The sequence below is a fragment of the Brucella thiophenivorans genome (assembly GCF_002252445.1).
Lineage (GTDB): Bacteria > Pseudomonadota > Alphaproteobacteria > Rhizobiales > Rhizobiaceae > Brucella > Brucella thiophenivorans.
This window is the reverse complement of the sequence record NZ_NNRJ01000051.1, coordinates 199,773-217,335: the sequence shown is the minus strand read 5'-3', so window position 1 is coordinate 217,335 and position 17,563 is coordinate 199,773. Positions and strand designations below refer to the sequence as shown.

The window sequence follows — 17,563 nt, the reverse complement described above, 5'->3', positions numbered from 1 at the left end:
GATGACCAACGAAAACATTCTGAGCGTACGCGATCTTCGCGTGACCTTCGATACGCATGATGGTGTTGTTGAAGCCGTGCGTGGCATCAATCTTGATGTGCAGGCCGGTGAGACAATCGCAATTGTGGGTGAATCCGGCTCCGGCAAAAGCCAAACCACCATGGCAATGATGGGCCTTTTAGCCCAAAACGGCAAAGCGACAGGTCAAGTGCTTTATCGTGGCCAAGACTTGATCGGCATGTCCAATCGGGCGCTCAACAAAATCCGCGGTGCCAAGATCACTATGATCTTTCAAGAGCCGATGACCTCGCTTGATCCGCTTTATCGCATCGGCGACCAATTGGCAGAACCCTTGCGCTATCACGGCGGCATGAGCAAGAAGCAGGCACGCCCGCGCATTCTGGAACTGCTGAAACTTGTTGGCATTCCCGAACCAGAACGACGCATCGACAGCTATCCTTATGAGCTTTCGGGCGGTCAGCGCCAGCGCGTGATGATCGCCATGGCGCTTGCTAATGAGCCGGATATTCTGATTGCCGATGAGCCGACAACGGCGCTTGATGTGACCATTCAAGCGCAGATTCTTGATCTTCTGGCTGATCTGCAAAAGCGTCTTGGCATGGCTGTGGTGTTTATCACCCATGATCTTGGTATTGTTCGCCGCTTTGCAGATCGCGTTTATGTCATGCGTTCGGGCGAAGTGGTGGAAACCAACAAGACGGAACAACTGTTCTCGGCACCCGAGCACCCTTACACGAAGATGCTGCTCGACGCTGAGCCTGAGGGTGAAAAGGCCTCGCCTCCAACAGAAGCGCCCGTGTTGATCCGTGCCGATAATGTGAAGGTCAACTTCCTTATCAACAAGCCCTGGCTGGGTGCCGCCACCTATATGACAGCCGTCAACGATGTTTCGCTGACGCTAAAAGAGGGACAGACCATCGGGATCGTGGGAGAGTCCGGTTCCGGCAAATCAACGCTTGGACGTGCAATTCTGCGCCTTCTCGATTCAGAAGGCCGGATTGCCTATCTTGGCAAGGAACTGCCGACAGACCCGCAGGCCATGCGCCCCAAGCGCCGTGAACTGCAATTGGTTTTTCAGGACCCGTTCGGCTCGCTCAGCCCTCGCATGACAGTCGGGCGCATTATCACAGAAGGCCTTCTGATCCACGAGCCGAACCTTTCTGCAAAGGAACGCGACCGTCGTGCGCAGGAGGCGTTGCGTGAAGTTGGCATGGACCCCGTCATGCGCAATCGTTATCCGCACGAGTTTTCTGGAGGCCAGCGTCAGCGTATCGCCATTGCGCGCACGATGATCCTTAAGCCAAAGGTTATCGTGCTTGATGAGCCGACAAGTGCGCTCGACCGATCTGTGCAAAAGCAGATCGTCACTTTGTTGCGTGATCTCCAAGAGCAACACGGCCTTTCCTATCTCTTCATCAGCCACGACATGGCAGTGGTGCGCGCTGTCTCCGATTATGTGATCGTGATGAAGAATGGAAAGATTGTCGAGCAAGGCGATACCGAGCAGGTCTTTGATGATCCTCATGAGGATTATACGAAGGCTCTTATGGCAGCGGCCTTAAGCGAAGAGCGGTTTGGCACAGCAAAATAATATAATAAAAACGGGGCTTTGGCCTCGTTTTCTATTAAAGTAATAAAGAACTGAAATACGAATAAGCAATATACCCGTCTAAAACGCTTTGTGGTAAGCTCGGCACATGAACGATCTGTTTTCCAGACTTGAAACCCGTGAAAATCTTGCCGAGGGCGCGATGCTGTTGCGCGGTTTCGCGCTCACCAATGAGCGTGAAATTATCGATGCTGTGGGAAGTGTTGCTCAAGCAGCCCCCTTCCGAAACATGACGACGCCCGGTGGTTTTCGCATGTCCGTCGCAATGACCAATTGCGGTGCATTTGGTTGGGTGACGGATCGCAAAGGCTATCGTTACAGTTCGATCGATCCAGAAACAAATCAGCTATGGCCGACGATGCCAGATGCACTGCTTGATCTGGCGGAGCATGCCGCACGCGAAGCAGGCTATCCGGAATTCTCACCCGACGCGTGTCTGATCAACCGTTATGAACCAGGCGCGAAAATGTCGCTGCACCAGGACAAGGACGAAAAGGATTTTACCAATCCAATTGTTTCCGTCTCGCTTGGTCTTCCCGCAATATTTCAATTTGGCGGATTACAGCGCAGCGACCCGGTGAGAAAATTTCCACTGCAACATGGCGATATCGTTGTCTGGGGCGGTCCATCACGGCTTTTCTATCATGGAATTCTGCCGCTGAAAGACGGTGAACACCCGTTAGTGGGCCAATATCGTCTCAATCTAACATTCAGAAAAGCAAAATAAAACAATGACTAAAACTATCTAATTAATAAATCAGTTCATTAGGTAAAGCCCGGATTTCCGATGTGAAGTCCGGGCTTCTTTTTATCAGTTCAACGCTTTATCGCGCGTTTCCACATTGATGAAAAATGCAATAATTCCAGCCAATGCCAGCAAGCCTGCAAACATTGCGACAGCCATATTAAAGCTCTGGCTAATGACGAGCGCAAGTGCGGATGGTGCGAGCAATCCACCAAGGCGAGCCATAGCACCGGCAGCGCCCATCCCGCTTGCACGCAATGATGTCGGATAAAGTTCCGGCGTGAAAGCATAGAGTGCGCCCCATGTGCCGAGCAGTGCAAAGCTCATGATCAGGATCGAAGCGCCAACCAGAACCGAGTTTCCGGCAACGGTGAACAGTGCACAGGCAGCTGCGCTGATGAACAGGAAGGTGATGAGTGTCCTGCGACGCCCCCACGCTTCGACGCCATACGCTGCCAGCGCATAGCCCGGTAACTGTGCAAGCGCGACGATAACCAGAAATCCATATCCGCGTACAAAGCCAAAGCCATCGCCCGCCAATTTCGCCGGTATCCATGTGAAGATGCCGTAATAGGAAACCGACACGAGGAACCAAATGGCCAGCGTGGTCAGGGTTCGCTGACGCAGATTTGGAGACAACAGCTTTTCATTTGTTAACAGAAGCGGTGCTTCAAGGATTGCCTTGGGCGAAAGTTCCGGCTTGCCGTTTTTGCGCAGCACACGGTTCATGACGGACTTGGCTTCTTTCGCCTGTCCGGTCTTAAGCAGATGCATCGGCGATTCAGGAACCCAAAAACGCAGCCAGATACCAATAAGTGCAGGTGCAGCGGTCACGATGAAAATATAGCGCCATGCATCGGCAACACCGGCAAGGCTTGCTGCCCATGCAGCGAGTGCAATGATCACGGTGCCAACCGCCCAAAAGCCTTCCAGCATAACCAGCCAGCGACCACGATTTTTGGAAGGCAGAAATTCCGCCATCATCGCATAATCGACCGGCAGCGTGCCGCCAACCGCAATGCCTGTCAGGAAACGAAGACCCAGGAGGATGGCAAAATTTGGCGAGAAAGCTGACAACAGACCAAACACGGCATCGCAGCCAACTGTTATGAGCAGTACGCGACGACGACCATATTTATCGGCCAGTCGCCCGAAAACTGCAGCCCCAATCAGCATGCCCAGAAAGAATAGAGTGCCCGTTTGCAAAGCTTGCGGAACAGTGAGGCCGAATGTCATGGCGATAGAAGCAGCCGTGAAGCCGACAGCCAGCACCTGCATGGCGTCAGCGGCCCAAACCAGTCCGAATACACCCAAGAGATTACGCTGAAAGGGGCCGGTTCCGGCCTGGTCGAGCGTTTGTTCGATAGTAATTTTCATGCCGCTTAGATCCCCTTGTCCGGCCGAAATTTCTTAACGCCGCATTTGCTGCGCCTCTAAATGATATGAGTCAATAATGGAAATCGAATTGGACAGATGCTTTTGCTTAAATTGAGCATAAGTGGTTTCGGCTGTGATTTTAATGCCACGCTTGCAGCGCTTGATTGATGTTTCGTCGTCATCAAAAAGCGTCTATGACCACTTAAGAGATCAAACCGGGGCATTGAGATGAATCCGACAGCGCGCGATTTTGGTATTATTTGCGGCAACATGCAGACGGGTGCGAGCAATTCGATCACCGATGTTCCGGGTGTATGTGTGGGGCACCACACTTTAAAAGATGGCGATATCAACACCGGCGTTACGGCCATCCTGCCTCATGACGGCAATCTTTATCGGCGCAAAGTGCTTGCGGCCTGTGATGTTATCAATGGTTTTGGCAAAAGCATTGGCCTGATGCAGGTCGAGGAATTGGGGAATATAGAGACCCCTATCCTCCTGACCAATACGTTTGGAGTTGGAACCTGCGCCAATGCCCTCATTCGCGAAGCCATTGCAGCCAACCCTGATATTGGCCGGACAACTGCGACGGTTAATCCGGTCGTACTTGAGTGCAATGACGGACCTTTCAACGATATTCAGGCCTTAACCATCCAGGAAGAGCACGCGCGGCTTGCGCTCATAGATGCGAGCGGCACTGTGGTTCAAGGCAATGTCGGCGCTGGCACCGGCATGACGTGCTTTGGCTTCAAGGGCGGGATTGGCAGCGCCTCCCGCCGCTTCAACCTGGATGGTGCAGACTATCATCTTGGCATTTTGGCGTTGACCAATTTCGGTCGCTCGGGCGACTTGGTCTTGCCGGATGGCCGTAAGCCCTCGCCAAAGACAATGGCGCAACCGGAAAGAGGCTCAGTGATCCTCGTGCTTGCAACGGACGTACCGTTGGAACATCGCCAGTTGAAGCGCGTCTCAAAACGCTGTGGTGCTGGCCTTGCAAGACTGGGCGCATTCTGGGGCAATGGCAGCGGCGATATTGCCCTCGGCTTTTCAACCGCCGTAACCTTTGATCATGATGAACCCCGCGATCTCATCGTAATTCAGACATTGAATGAGAATCGCATTGATTTGCTTTTTCGCGCGGCAGCGGAGGCAACGCAGGAGGCTGTTCTGAATTCCATGTGCGCGGCAGACGCTTTTGTGGGGCGTGGCGGCAACAAACGCAATTCACTCGCTGATTGGCTTAAACAGCCTGAGTCTCACTGAGTCTGCTCACCAAGCGCCAAAGAAGCCGTTTTGTTGTCCCCTGTAAACTATACGCGGGGCACGACGATACTTTATCAATCACATAAAATAACTATTTTATCATATTGTAATTTAATGATAATATATCAAAAATTGTTCATAAGCGTTGTCCGTAAAAACGGATCACTTCAAAGAAAATTGTCAGATTTGAGCGAATTATGAAGGGGGTTGTTAACCTTCATTTTCTATTACTAAAGCTCATTCGGGCGACATATCTATGGTTCAGGTATCATGCGTAATTTGAGAGAAAATTTCCCACAAACAAATGCAAATCGTGCGGATTCTGCTTCCGAGCAGAAGCCAGACAGCGCGAAGATGGGTGCGCATTCACCAGACTCCGATGGTGCTTGGAAAGCGCATTTCTCAATGGGTGCAAATGTCCGCTTTACCCGCACGCCAGAGGTCGAGCTCGTTCGTCGTCGCGGCGAGGATCTGCCGGATATCAATGGCCGCGCAAAAGCTGCCCCCCCCGAAGTCTCCCCTATTGAGATCGCAAAAGTTGCGGAAGTACAACCAATGGCGGTCGCAGCCCTTCAGCAATCTGTGTCGCAGAACATGGTTCAAACACCAGTCGCGCCAGTACCGCCTGTTCTTAATGCAGCACCTATCGAGCCGGTTGCGCCCGTGAAGACCGCTGTGGTGCTCGATGTCGAACCAGTGCGCAGTGCAGCGATGTCCGCATTCGCCCATCTGTCAGACTTCGCTTTCTGGGAAAGCTTCGATTTCGAGTCTGTTCCTGTGCAATCTGTCGTTGCGGCCGCACCAAAGCGTCCTGCACCAACGGTCGAGTCCATCGTTGCACAGTTCCGCACGGTGGAATGGAACAAGCGAAAGACGGAAGAAGAAGCAGTCGCTCAGCCCGTGGTGACTGAGCCTGCACCACAGCCTGTAGCAGAAGTTAAGGTTGAGGAGCCTGTTGCGCGTGAACCGGTCGAGGCTGTAGCGCCGCCGCAGGTTGAGGAAGTCGCAGCTTCTGTTGAAGAAGTCTCTCTCAATATCGTCGAGGAAGTAAAGCACCCAGCCCCTGTAGTTGCACCTGCACCTACAAAGGCAGCGCCTTCTATTGCGCTTTATCAGCCGCAGCCCCTCCCCCGCACCGAAGCGGTTATCACGCATGGCGACTATGAGTTCCCGCCACGTGATCTGCTTCAGGAGCCGCCTTCACTTGAAGGCAATCTCATCACGCAGGAAATGCTCGAACGCAGCGCTGGCCTTCTCGAGAGCGTGCTGGAAGATTTCGGCGTCCGCGGCGAAATCATTCATGTGCGCCCGGGTCCTGTAGTCACGCTCTATGAATTTGAACCGGCTCCCGGCGTAAAGTCGTCGCGGGTGATCGGTCTGGCGGATGATATTGCGCGTTCAATGTCGGCATTGTCTGCTCGTGTGGCAGTGGTTCCGGGTCGGAATGTAATTGGCATTGAATTGCCGAATGCCAATCGTGAAACTGTTTATCTGCGCGAAATGATCGACTCCCGCACGTTTGAATCCTCGAACTACCGCCTGCCGCTTTGCCTTGGCAAAGGCATTGGTGGCGAGCCGATCATTGCGGAACTAGCCAAGATGCCTCACCTACTGGTGGCGGGTACAACAGGCTCCGGTAAGTCAGTTGCCATCAACACGATGATCTTGTCGCTCCTCTACCGCTTCAAGCCGGAAGAATGCCGCCTGATTATGGTCGATCCGAAGATGCTGGAACTCTCCATTTATGATGGGATTCCGCATCTGCTGACACCTGTTGTTACCGATCCGAAGAAGGCCGTTGTGGCTTTGAAATGGGCCGTGCGCGAAATGGAAGACCGCTATCGCAAGATGGCCCGTCTTGGCGTGCGCAACATTGAAGGTTTCAATCAGCGTGCTGCATCCGCCAAAGTCAAAGGCGAAACCGTGATGTGCTCGGTACAGTCGGGCTTCGATAAGGAAACCGGCGAACCGACCTATATTCAGGAAGAACTCGACCTGACGCCAATGCCATATATCGTCGTTATTATCGACGAAATGGCCGACCTTATGATGGTCGCTGGCAAGGACATTGAAGGTGCTGTACAGCGTCTGGCGCAGATGGCGCGTGCGGCTGGTATCCACCTTATCATGGCCACGCAGCGTCCGTCGGTCGATGTCATTACTGGTACGATCAAGGCGAATTTCCCGACGCGTATCTCATTCCAGGTTACGTCCAAGATCGACAGCCGTACCATTCTCGGTGAAATGGGTGCCGAACAGCTTCTTGGTCAGGGCGACATGCTGCATATGGCCGGTGGCGGTCGTATCGTCCGTGTCCATGGTCCATTCGTTTCTGATGAGGAAGTTGAAAAGGTAGTCAATCATCTGAAAGAACAGGGTCGCCCGGATTATCTGGCAACCGTCACCGAAGATGAAGAAGACGAAGAGCCCGTACAGGACGCGGCAGTTTTTGATGCGTCCGCCATGGGTTCTGACGACGGCGAAGACGTTTACGAACAGGCCGTCAAGGTTGTCCTGCGTGATAAGAAATGCTCTACCTCCTATATTCAGCGACGCCTTGGCATTGGTTACAATCGCGCTGCATCGCTTGTTGAGCGCATGGAACAGGAAGGCCTCGTGGGTAGTGCAAACCATGTCGGCAAGCGCGAAATCCTGACCGGAAATCGCGACTAACCAACAAAATTGCGATCTATAAAGCCGGGTTGTGTGAGTAACCCGGCTTTTTCATATGGTGACACAAGGGCTTAGTCCTGGTTGTATTTGGTGCTTGTCAAGTTCCCCAATAAGGTTAATACTTCATTCATTCGCACATTCTTGATTACCGGTTGGGGGCTCTCTTAAAGCAGCTATCCCGCCTAAAAACAGGGAGAATGATCGATGAGAAGCATTACGATTGGTCCGAGCGTGAAACACCGACCAGTAACAAAGCAGATGCTACAAGACGCTGAGACACAGATGCAAAAGCCTTCAGAAGACAAGACGCAGGTCTGCAACGTCTTAAGGCTTTCTAAGGGCGGTTATTCACATCGCAGGCGTAAAGCGCATAAAAGTGCATAAATTATAATAGCTACGATTTACAAAATAAGAGCGCCATGTCCGTTCAGAGGGACATTGGCGCTATTTGTTTTTAAAAGCATAATCCGATCTGAGTGAAACGAGGATTGGTGAAATTATGATTTAATGAGAATAGTTGGAACCTCGATCCGATTGAAGCCGTTCAGCGTTCCAACAATCAATCACATTCTTTTGCCCTGCTTGCTCTTTATTGGGGTTGGTTTTTGACGTATTTGAAACTGTAATTTCTCCCCCATATCAGGAAACACCATGTCAACGCCCGCTGAAATCAGTTCACCTCCGCTGAAGAAGAAATCACGCTTCTTTCTTGGCTTGATGACAGTTCTCGGCGCGTTGTTTTTTGTTCTCTTTTTTAGTCTTGGCATTTGGCAGGTCGAACGCCTGCAATGGAAGCTTGATCTTATATCCCGCGTCGATGCACGTGTGCATGCGGAAGCCATGGCTGCTCCGGGTCGTGATGACTGGGCTAATGTTAATCAGCCGGAAGATGAATATCGCCACGTGATGCTGACTGGCACCTATCTGAACGACAAAGAAGTGCTGGTTCGTGCCTTGACCGAACGCGGTTCAGGTTTTTGGGTGCTTACCCCGATGCGCACGTCAGATGGTTCGCTGACATTCATCAATCGCGGTTTCATCCCTGATGCCAAGCGCGATCCATCGCAGCGCATCGAGACACAAATTGCCGGTGAAACAACCGTAAGCGGGCTTCTGCGTATGCCTGAACCGGATGGCTTCTTTTTGCGTCCCAACGATCCAGACCGCAATGAGTGGAACTCACGTGATGTGGCGGCCTTTGCGAAAAAGGAAGATTTGGGAACGGTAGCACCGTATTTCATCGATGCCGATGCAAAGTCTAATCCAGGCAACGTGCCTGTTGGCGGACTAACTGTGGTCAGTTTCCGCAACAATCATCTTTCTTATGCGATTACATGGTTTGCACTTGCCGCGATGATTGCCGGTGCCGCCATTGTCGTCTGGCGCCACGAGCGAAAATCTAAGAACTAGAAGCATGACTCCCAAAACTGGAAACCGGGTTTGGGATAAAGGTATTCTCTAAACATGTAACGCGTGACCGAGCGCCTTCATACTCGCTTCTGCAAAGCCTTCACTTAACGTTGGATGCGCATGGATCGTGCCTGCAATATCTTCAAGACGTGCGCCCATTTCAATTGCTTGTGCGAACGCTGCCGAAAGCTCTGAAATGCCAACGCCTACCCCCTGAATACCGAGGATGACGTGATTGTCTGCACGTGCAATCACGCGGATCATGCCGTCTTCGCGTTCAATGGTCATAGCGCGGCCATTGGCCTGAAAAGGAAAAATCCCAATCTGGGTATTCTGGCCTGCTTTACGCGCATCATCCGGTGAAAGTCCGACAGTCACGATTTCCGGATCTGTAAAGCAGACAGCAGGAATAGCGCGCTTGTCCCACGCCTGTTTTCCACCGGCGATAATCTCAGCCACCATTTCGCCCTGCGCCATGGCGCGATGCGCAAGCATCGGTTCGCCTGTCACGTCGCCAATGGCATAAACGCCGCGCATAGAAGTCCGGCATTTGTCATCAATGCGAATAAAACGTCCGTCCATATCGAGCCGGATTTCACTCAAACCCCAGCCGTCTGTCTGCGGCTTTCGACCAACGGTGACAAGCACCTTATCCGCCGCAATCGCGCGCGCTGCACCATCGGACGTGGTTACCTCCAGTGCTTTGCCATCGGATCTCATGCCCTTGGCGGACGTATTGGTCAGAACCTCGACACCAAGCTGTTTTAAACGCGCCATAATTGGGCGCGTCAGTTCCGCGTCATATTGCGGCAGGATACGGTCGGTCGCTTCGATGATCGTTACTCTTGAACCAAGCTTGGCAAAGGCCGTTCCGATCTCAAGCCCGATATAGCCGCCCCCGACAACTGCTAGGTTTTCGGGGATATTTTCCAACGCTAGTGCTTCTGTCGATGAGATAATATTCCCACCAAATTGCAAAGCCTCAATCTCCACCGGTACCGAACCTGTCGCAATCACGATGTTTTCCGCATGGATCGTCTCACGACCGGTATCGGTGTCAACGAGCACCGTTTTGCCATCGATGAAACGCGCCTGCCCCTGAAACATTCGCACATGCGAACGTTTCAGAAGCCCTGCCACGCCGCTATTAAGGCGATTGACGATACCGTCTTTCCACTCAAGCGTCTTGCCAAAATCGATCGACGGGTTTTGCGCTGTAATGCCCATTGAACCCTTAGCTGCAAAACTGGTGAGGCGATTAAATTCGTCAGCTGCGTGGATCAACGCTTTGGACGGAATGCAGCCAACATTGAGGCATGTGCCGCCGAGACGCTTTTTCTCGACCAGCACCGTATCGATCCCAAGCTGGCCGGCACGAATGCCACAGACATAGCCGCCGGGACCACCGCCGATAATCAGAAGTTTGCAGGAAATCTCGCTCATATTATCAGCCTTCCACAAAGATCATCGCTGGCGTTTCGAGAAGGGTTTTCAGCTTCTGCACAAACACAGCTGCATCCCAGCCGTCGATCACTCGATGATCAAAACTGCACGAAAGGTTCATCATCTTACGTGGCACGAATTGCGTGCCGTCCCACATGGGACGCATGGCGATCTTGTTAATGCCGACAATCGCCACTTCTGGACGATTGATGATTGGCGTTGTGGCAATTGCACCGAGCGGCCCCAGAGAGGTGATGGTGATGGTCGAGCCGGTCAGTTCATCCCGCTTGGCAGTGCCGTTGCGCGCGGCGTCCGTGAGACGGGAAAGCTCAGTTGCTGAGCCAAATACGCTCATGCTTTCGGCATGACGCATCACTGGAACGATCAACCCGTTGGGCGTCTGTGTGGCAATTCCCACATGCACACCACCGAACTGGCGGATAATATCGGCCTCGTCATCAAAATGTGCATTGAGCCCCGGCTGTTCTTTCACAGCCTTGACGATCGAACGAATAACGAAGGGCAGTAAGGTCAAGCGCGGACGCATTTCCTTTTTCTCATTGTTCAGCCCCGTGCGCAATTCTTCCAACTGCGTGACGTCAACTTCTTCGACTATGGTAATATGTGGAATATGCCGCTTGGCTTCGGCCATGCGTTCAGCAATTTTGCGGCGAAGCCCGATGACTTTGATTTCATGAATGGATGGATCTGGAACATAGCCTGCTTGCGGTGCTCCACCCACTTCAAGCTTGAAAAAGGCATCCATATCTTCATGCGTGATGCGCCCAGCAGGTCCGGTGCCACGCACACGCCGCAAATCAATGCCTGCATCACGTGCACGCAATCGCACAGAAGGCGTAGCAAGCGGCTTTTCGCCCTCGGCGCGCACGGGTCCCGCACCGGCGAAAGCGCGGTTCACCACCTCACGTTTTGGCGCCACTGACCTTTCGGGCACAGGTGTCTGCAACAGAACCGGCGTGTCCGCATCCGCAGGCCCATCGGCTTTTGGCGCTTCGGTCTTTACTTCTTTCGGCTTTTCACTTGTCGAGCCTTCAATTTCGAGGCGAACAAGTTCGGAGCCAACTGCAATTTTTTCACCGATTTCGCCATTGATAAGCACGACCGTCCCGGCACGCGATGATGGAATTTCAACCGTTGCCTTGTCAGTCATCACCGCTGCAAGAACATCGTCTTCCCGGACCACATCGCCGACTTTCACATGCCATTCGACAAGTTCGGCTTCGGCAACACCTTCACCGACATCGGGGAGCTTGATTGTAAAGTTCGCCATTATTCCCTCCCCTAAACTTCCATGATTGAAACAAGTGCGCGGCCAACCCGATCTGGTCCGGGGAAATAAGCCCATTCCTGCGCGTGAGGATAAGGCGTGTCCCAACCGGTCACACGCATAATTGGTGCTTCAAGATTGTAGAAGCAATCGCGCTGCACAAGTGCAGCAAGCTCTGCGCCATAACCACAGGTCAGCGTCGCTTCATGCACGATAACGCATCGACCCGTCTTTTTGACCGAGGCCATGATTGTTTCCGTATCGAGCGGCAGAAGTGTGCGCAGATCGATGACTTCTGCATCGACCCCGGTTTCTGCTGCTGCAGCCAACACCACATGCACCATGGTGCCATAGGCGAGCACGGTCACGTCATTGCCTTCGCGGCGGATTGCGGCTTTGCCAAGCGGCACCGTGTAATAACCCTCCGGCACATCCCCGAGATCATGCTTTTTCCATGACGTCACCGGCTTGTCGTGATGACCATCGAAAGGTCCATTGTAGAGTCTTTTGGGTTCAAACATGATCACTGGATCAGGATCTTCGATCGCTGCCAGCAACAGTCCCTTGGCATCGGCCGGAGTAGAAGGCATGACAGTTTTCAAGCCCGACACATGGGTGAAAAGTGCCTCCGGGCTCTGGCTGTGCGTTTGTCCACCATAAATGCCGCCGCCCGAAGGCATACGGATCACCAAAGGACAGGTGAATTCGCCTGCCGAGCGATAACGCAGGCGCGCCGCTTCGGAAACAATCTGATCATAAGCCGGATAGACATAATCCGCGAATTGCACTTCGATACAAGGGCGCAAGCCATAAGTGGCCATGCCTATGGCCGTACCGACGATACCGAGTTCACTGATCGGCGCATCAAAACAGCGTTCCTTGCCGTACTTCTTTTGCAAACCCGCTGTGCAGCGAAAAACTCCACCGAAATAGCCAACATCCTCACCAAACACAACGACCTTTTCATCCCGCTCCATGGCAATGTCATGGGCGTTCTGAATGGCCTCGATCATGGTCATTTTCATCATCTTGCTCATGCTCAGAACCCCGCTTCATGGCGCTGGCGGATCAGATGCGGCGGTGTTTCGGCATAAACATCCTCAAACATATCTCGCATAGATGGCTTGCGGCCATCATGCAGCGTGCCGATGGCTTCGGCTTCGCGTTGCGCACTCACAACCATATCCATGACTTCGGCCTCGGCCTGTTTGTGGCGTTCCTCTGTCCAAAGGCCGAGCAGGATCAGGTGGTTTTTCAGACGCAAAATAGGATCGCCCAAAGGCCAGGCGTCATTTTCAGCTTTTGGCCTATAAGCGGACGGATCATCGGAGGTCGAATGACCGCCGGCGCGATAGGTGACATATTCGACAATCGTTGGTCCAAGATTGTGCCGTGCGCGCTCGACAGCCCATTTCGCGACCGCGTGAACAGCGAGATAATCATTGCCGTCAACACGCAGCGATGGGATACCGAAGCCATGCCCACGCGCTGCAAAAGTACCCGAACCGCCACGCGCAATGCCCTGAAATGTCGAAATCGCCCACTGATTATTGACGATATTCATCACCACCGGCGCTTTATAGGTCGATGCGAAAACCAGTGCTGCATGAAAATCGCTTTCTGCAGTAGAGCCATCTCCGATCCATGCAGCGGCGATCTTGGTGTCGCGGCTGATAGCAGAGGCCATCGCCCAGCCGACAGCTTGTGTATATTGCGTGGCGAGATTGCCGGAAATTGTAAAGAAGCCATGCTCCTTCGATGAATACATCACCGGAAGCTGACGTCCTTTGAGCGGGTCCGCTTCATTGGAGAAAATCTGGTTCATCATGGTTACGAGCGGATAATCATCAGCGATGAGCAGCCCGGCCTGTCGATAGGTCGGGAAATTCATGTCGCCCTTGCGCAATGCCTTGCGGAATGCGCAGCTTACCGCTTCTTCGCCCAGATGCTGCATATAGAACGATGTTTTTCCCTGCCGTTGCGCCATCATCATGCGGGCATCATAAGCGCGCAATGTCATCATATTGCGCAGGCCGTCTTTGAGTTCGTCATCGGACAGCGTTCCTGCCCATGGCCCGACCGCCTCGCCTTCCCGGTTCAGCACACGTATGATGCTGAATGCCAGATCGCGCATGGATTCAGGCTTTTCATCCACTTCGGGGCGACGCACACTGCCTGCACGCGGGATTTTGACATGGGAGAAATCTGGAGCATCACCGGGCCGCCATTCCGGCTCGGGAACATGCAGGGACAGGACGACATCATCGCTCATGCGGGCATACCTCGCAAATTGCCACAAAATGTCGAATGGGTGGAGTTTGATTTGGTTCCAGCAAAAACTAAGCTTTGCACCTAGCCACTTAGTAGCCTTTCGGCCTCACTCCTCCCATGCGACGCGAGCTGGTTTCCTCCTCCGGCCTCGCTGTTTTCAGGGTGGAACGGCTTAGAAAATAAAGCAAGATTATTTTTATATGAGAGAAAGCGATAATTGTGACGATGGTTCATAATGGGATTATCGATTAAGAAATCAAAATTTTCAACACGCTTATAACACTGTTTTAAAAAGCATTTATCTGGAACATAAGGCTCTTCAAAGCGTAATATAATTTCTTATCATTGACGAAAACGTCAGTACTAGTTGGTACTTCTTTCGACCTTAAAAACCGTTATAAATTTATAGAAATTGCAAAAGCCGGAGAAGGAAACGGCCCGTTTCCGGGCCGCTATCTCGAAAATCAATGATTCTTGTTGCCTTCGCGCGCAAGTTCCGCAGTCGGGTCTTCCCCAAGACGTTTGCGCGCCCTGTCATCCATCAGCTCATACCACATGGCATTCAACACTGCGAAAGCTGCGGCGAGCGGTAGGCCGAGAAGCCACGAAAAATACCACATCTTGCTTTCCTTTCTCAATTTGGGTTGAGCGGTATCATCTCACCGCTCATAGCTTAATAAGCGTGGTTACTTTCATCCTTGATGTCGCTCTCTTCAACCTTGCCCCATAGAACTTTATAGACCCACGAGGTATAGGCGACGATGAGCGGAAGGAAGATGACTGTAACTATCAGCATGATGAACAGCGTCAGGTGGCTCGATGATGCATCCCATACGGTCAGGCTCGACTTTGGATCGACCGAAGATGGCAGAATGAATGGGAACATTGAGACACCCACCGATGCGATAATGCCGAATATGGAGAGCTTGCCAAAGAGTAGCGGAGCAATCTCACGGCGCATACGCATAGTGAGCAGCACCAGCAGCGGTCCAAAAATTCCCAGTGCTGGTGCTATCAACAGAACGGGATAGTTTAAATAATTATCGAACCATGCACTGTGATCCAACTCCACCAATTTACGCAGCGGATTTGACGGGCCATCCGTGACGAGTGGACTGGTAATCTTATAGCCTGAGACCCACATCCAGCTTATGATGCCAGCGATGACATAAAGCGCTGTCGTCAGGAATGCGGCAACGCTTCCAAAAGTACGCGCTCTCGCCTGCACTTCACCGGTTGTTTTGAGGATAAGCCACGAAGCACCGTGCATGGTGAGCATAGTGACCGAAAGCAGACCGCAAAGCAGAGCGAACGGATTAAGCAGGCCGAAGAACGTTCCGTCATAGAAAATCCGAAGATCGCCATCGAGATGAAACGGCACGCCCTGCAAGACATTGCCGACTGCCACACCGAAAATCAGCGAAGGAACAAAGCCACCGATGAACAGCGCCCAGTCCCAGCCGGTACGCCATGTCTGACTTTCGCGTTTTGAGCGGTATTTAAAGCCAACCGGACGCAGGATAAGGGCGAACAATATGGCAAACATTGCTAGATAAAAGCCCGAGAACGACACGGCATAAAGCGGTGGCCAGGCGGCAAAGATTGCACCGCCGCCAAGAACCAACCAGACCTGATTGCCTTCCCAAACAGGACCGATCGTGTTGATAACGACACGACGTTCAATGTAGGTTCTGCCAACAAATGGCAGGAGTGTACCGACACCGAGGTCAAAGCCGTCCATGGCCGCAAAGCCGATCAGCAATACGCCCAGTAGCACCCACCAGATGACGCGCAGTGTTTGATAGTCTAACAAATCGCTGAGTATCATGATTTTTACTCCGCTGGTGCAATGCTTGCGGGTGCAAGCTTTGCTTCCGGTTTGCTGTCGGGTTCAGGTCCGTCTTTGATTGCGCGAAGCATCAAAACCATTTCGATGATGAACAGCACCGTATAGATCGCAACAAAACAGATGATGGTGAAGAGAACCGTCGAGGCGCCAAGATTGGAAACCGCCATGGCTGTCGGGAGAATACCTTCGATGATCCATGGCTGCCGCCCGAACTCCGCTACAATCCAGCCCATTTCTGCGGCAATCCATGGAAGTGGAATAGCAAAGACTGCGACTTTAAGCAGGAACGGATATTGGTCCAGTTTGCGGCGCGCCGAAAGCACGAAGAATGTTCCGGTAAGCAGAATCAGGAGGAAACCAATGCCGACCATGATACGAAATGCCCAGAACAAAGGTAAAACGCCTGGAACTGTATCATTTGCAGCTTGCGTGATCTGCGCATCAGTCGCCTGTCGCGGATCATCGACATAGCGTTTCAGAAGAAGCGCATAGCCCATCCACTGGCTGTTATCGGCAAAATTGTCTTTGACTTCCTGCGATACTGCGTTGGTATCCCCGGCAGCGCGGATCTGCTGCAATGCATCATATGCAATGATGCCTTTACGAATATGTCCCTGAGCATTTTCAACGAGCTGCTCAATTCCTTCAATCGGGGTTGTCAGTGAACGTGTACCGATCAAGCCCATAACCCATGGGATATGCACGGCAAAATGGGTTTCACGCGCTTCCTGATCGGGGAAGCCAAATGCGGTAAACGAAGCTGGAGCAGGTTCTGTCTCCCACATGGCTTCGATAGCCGCAATTTTCATTTTCTGGTGTTCATTGGCGAGATAGCCGCTTTCGTCCCCGAGAACGACCACAGAAAGAGAAGCCGCAAGACCAAAAGATGCGGCCACCGTCATAGAGCGTTTTGCGAGCTCGGTAGAACGGCCTTTGAGCAAATACCATGCAGAAACACCGAGCACGAAAACCGATGCTGTCACATAGCCGGCCGAAACCGTATGCACGAATTTTGCCTGTGCAACCGGGTTCATTAAGACCGCGAAGAAATCGGTGATTTCCATACGCATGGTCTCTGGATTGAAAGCCGAACCAACCGGATTTTGCATCCAGCCATTAGCAATCAGAATCCAAAGTGCCGAGAAATTGGAACCGGCAGCGACCGCATAGGTCGCCATGAGGTGACCGATTTTGGAAAGACGATCCCAGCCAAAGAAGAACAGACCGACAAAGGTCGCTTCAAGGAAGAACGCCATCATGCCTTCAATCGCCAGCGGCGCTCCGAAAACGTCACCGACATAATGGCTGTAATAGCTCCAGTTCATACCGAACTGGAATTCCATCACAACGCCGGTCGCAACGCCCATAACGAAGTTGATACCAAACAGCGTACCCCAGAATTTGGTCATCTGCCGCCAGATGAGCCGTCCGGTCATGACATAAACGGTTTCCATGATGGCAAGCAGCACGGACAGGCCTAATGTCAGAGGTACGAAGAGGAAGTGATAAAGTGCCGTTATTGCAAACTGCAATCGCGACAGGGAGACAATATCGAATTCCATCTCTTTAAGCCGGGAAAACCGGCCCTCCTGATGTTACGAGCTGCCGCCGAAG

14 protein-coding genes are annotated in these 17,563 nt (G+C 52.4%); 6 read left to right on the top strand and 8 right to left on the bottom strand.

What is annotated here, in order from left to right:
* Position 1: 1 nt before the first annotated feature.
* Together CEV31_RS15055 and alkB are read left to right on the top strand one after the other, a co-directional pair.
* Positions 2 to 1,612 carry an ABC transporter ATP-binding protein gene (locus CEV31_RS15055; protein WP_094507954.1) on the top strand — a complete coding sequence of 537 codons (1,611 nt, stop codon included), beginning with the start codon at positions 2 to 4 and terminating at the stop codon, positions 1,610 to 1,612.
* 106 nt (positions 1,613 to 1,718) lie between these two features.
* The gene (gene alkB / locus CEV31_RS15050) at positions 1,719 to 2,357 is read left to right on the top strand and encodes a DNA oxidative demethylase AlkB (protein WP_094507952.1); all 639 of its coding nucleotides are present in this window, start codon (positions 1,719 to 1,721) and stop codon (positions 2,355 to 2,357) included.
* Between the two features lie 84 nt (positions 2,358 to 2,441).
* Here alkB and CEV31_RS15045 read toward each other — a convergent pair whose 3' ends face one another.
* Positions 2,442 to 3,752, bottom strand: coding sequence for an MFS transporter (locus CEV31_RS15045; protein ID WP_094507950.1), 1,311 nt, complete (start codon positions 3,750 to 3,752; stop codon positions 2,442 to 2,444).
* A 228-nt stretch (positions 3,753 to 3,980) separates the two neighbouring features.
* Between CEV31_RS15045 and CEV31_RS15040 the strand changes: the two genes are divergently transcribed.
* From CEV31_RS15040 to CEV31_RS15025, 4 genes are all read left to right on the top strand, one after another.
* Complete coding sequence (locus tag CEV31_RS15040; protein WP_094507948.1) at positions 3,981 to 5,015, top strand: DmpA family aminopeptidase; 1,035 nt, start codon at positions 3,981 to 3,983, stop codon at positions 5,013 to 5,015.
* Positions 5,016 to 5,285: 270 nt separating this feature from the next.
* On the top strand, positions 5,286 to 7,688 hold the full coding sequence (locus CEV31_RS15035; protein WP_094507946.1) for a DNA translocase FtsK: 2,403 nt from the start codon (positions 5,286 to 5,288) through the stop codon (positions 7,686 to 7,688).
* Between the two features lie 204 nt (positions 7,689 to 7,892).
* Positions 7,893 to 8,072: a hypothetical protein gene (locus tag CEV31_RS15030; protein WP_094507944.1), complete on the top strand. Its 180-nt coding sequence runs from the start codon at positions 7,893 to 7,895 to the stop codon at positions 8,070 to 8,072.
* Between the two features lie 267 nt (positions 8,073 to 8,339).
* The gene (locus CEV31_RS15025) at positions 8,340 to 9,098 is read left to right on the top strand and encodes an SURF1 family protein (RefSeq protein WP_094507942.1); all 759 of its coding nucleotides are present in this window, start codon (positions 8,340 to 8,342) and stop codon (positions 9,096 to 9,098) included.
* Between the two features lie 48 nt (positions 9,099 to 9,146).
* Here the strand turns inward: CEV31_RS15025 and lpdA are convergent, their stop codons facing one another.
* The 7 genes from lpdA to CEV31_RS14990 form a co-directional block, all read right to left on the bottom strand.
* Positions 9,147 to 10,541, bottom strand: coding sequence for a dihydrolipoyl dehydrogenase (gene lpdA, locus CEV31_RS15020; RefSeq protein ID WP_094507939.1), 1,395 nt, complete (start codon positions 10,539 to 10,541; stop codon positions 9,147 to 9,149).
* Between the two features lie 4 nt (positions 10,542 to 10,545).
* On the bottom strand, positions 10,546 to 11,832 hold the full coding sequence (locus CEV31_RS15015; protein WP_094507938.1) for a dihydrolipoamide acetyltransferase family protein: 1,287 nt from the start codon (positions 11,830 to 11,832) through the stop codon (positions 10,546 to 10,548).
* 11 nt (positions 11,833 to 11,843) lie between these two features.
* Positions 11,844 to 12,857: an alpha-ketoacid dehydrogenase subunit beta gene (locus CEV31_RS15010; RefSeq protein ID WP_094508571.1), complete on the bottom strand. Its 1,014-nt coding sequence runs from the start codon at positions 12,855 to 12,857 to the stop codon at positions 11,844 to 11,846.
* A gap of 11 nt (positions 12,858 to 12,868) precedes the next feature.
* Entirely contained in the window at positions 12,869 to 14,101 is a 1,233-nt protein-coding gene (locus tag CEV31_RS15005; RefSeq protein ID WP_094507935.1) for a 3-methyl-2-oxobutanoate dehydrogenase (2-methylpropanoyl-transferring) subunit alpha, read from the bottom strand.
* Between the two features lie 463 nt (positions 14,102 to 14,564).
* A complete protein-coding gene (gene cydX, locus CEV31_RS15000; RefSeq protein WP_094507933.1) occupies positions 14,565 to 14,720 on the bottom strand; it encodes a cytochrome bd-I oxidase subunit CydX in 156 nt (51 codons plus the stop codon).
* A 53-nt stretch (positions 14,721 to 14,773) separates the two neighbouring features.
* The gene (cydB, locus tag CEV31_RS14995) at positions 14,774 to 15,928 is read right to left on the bottom strand and encodes a cytochrome d ubiquinol oxidase subunit II (protein ID WP_094507931.1); all 1,155 of its coding nucleotides are present in this window, start codon (positions 15,926 to 15,928) and stop codon (positions 14,774 to 14,776) included.
* 5 nt (positions 15,929 to 15,933) lie between these two features.
* Positions 15,934 to 17,511 carry a cytochrome ubiquinol oxidase subunit I gene (locus CEV31_RS14990; protein WP_094507929.1) on the bottom strand — a complete coding sequence of 526 codons (1,578 nt, stop codon included), beginning with the start codon at positions 17,509 to 17,511 and terminating at the stop codon, positions 15,934 to 15,936.
* Positions 17,512 to 17,563: the final 52 nt, after the last annotated feature.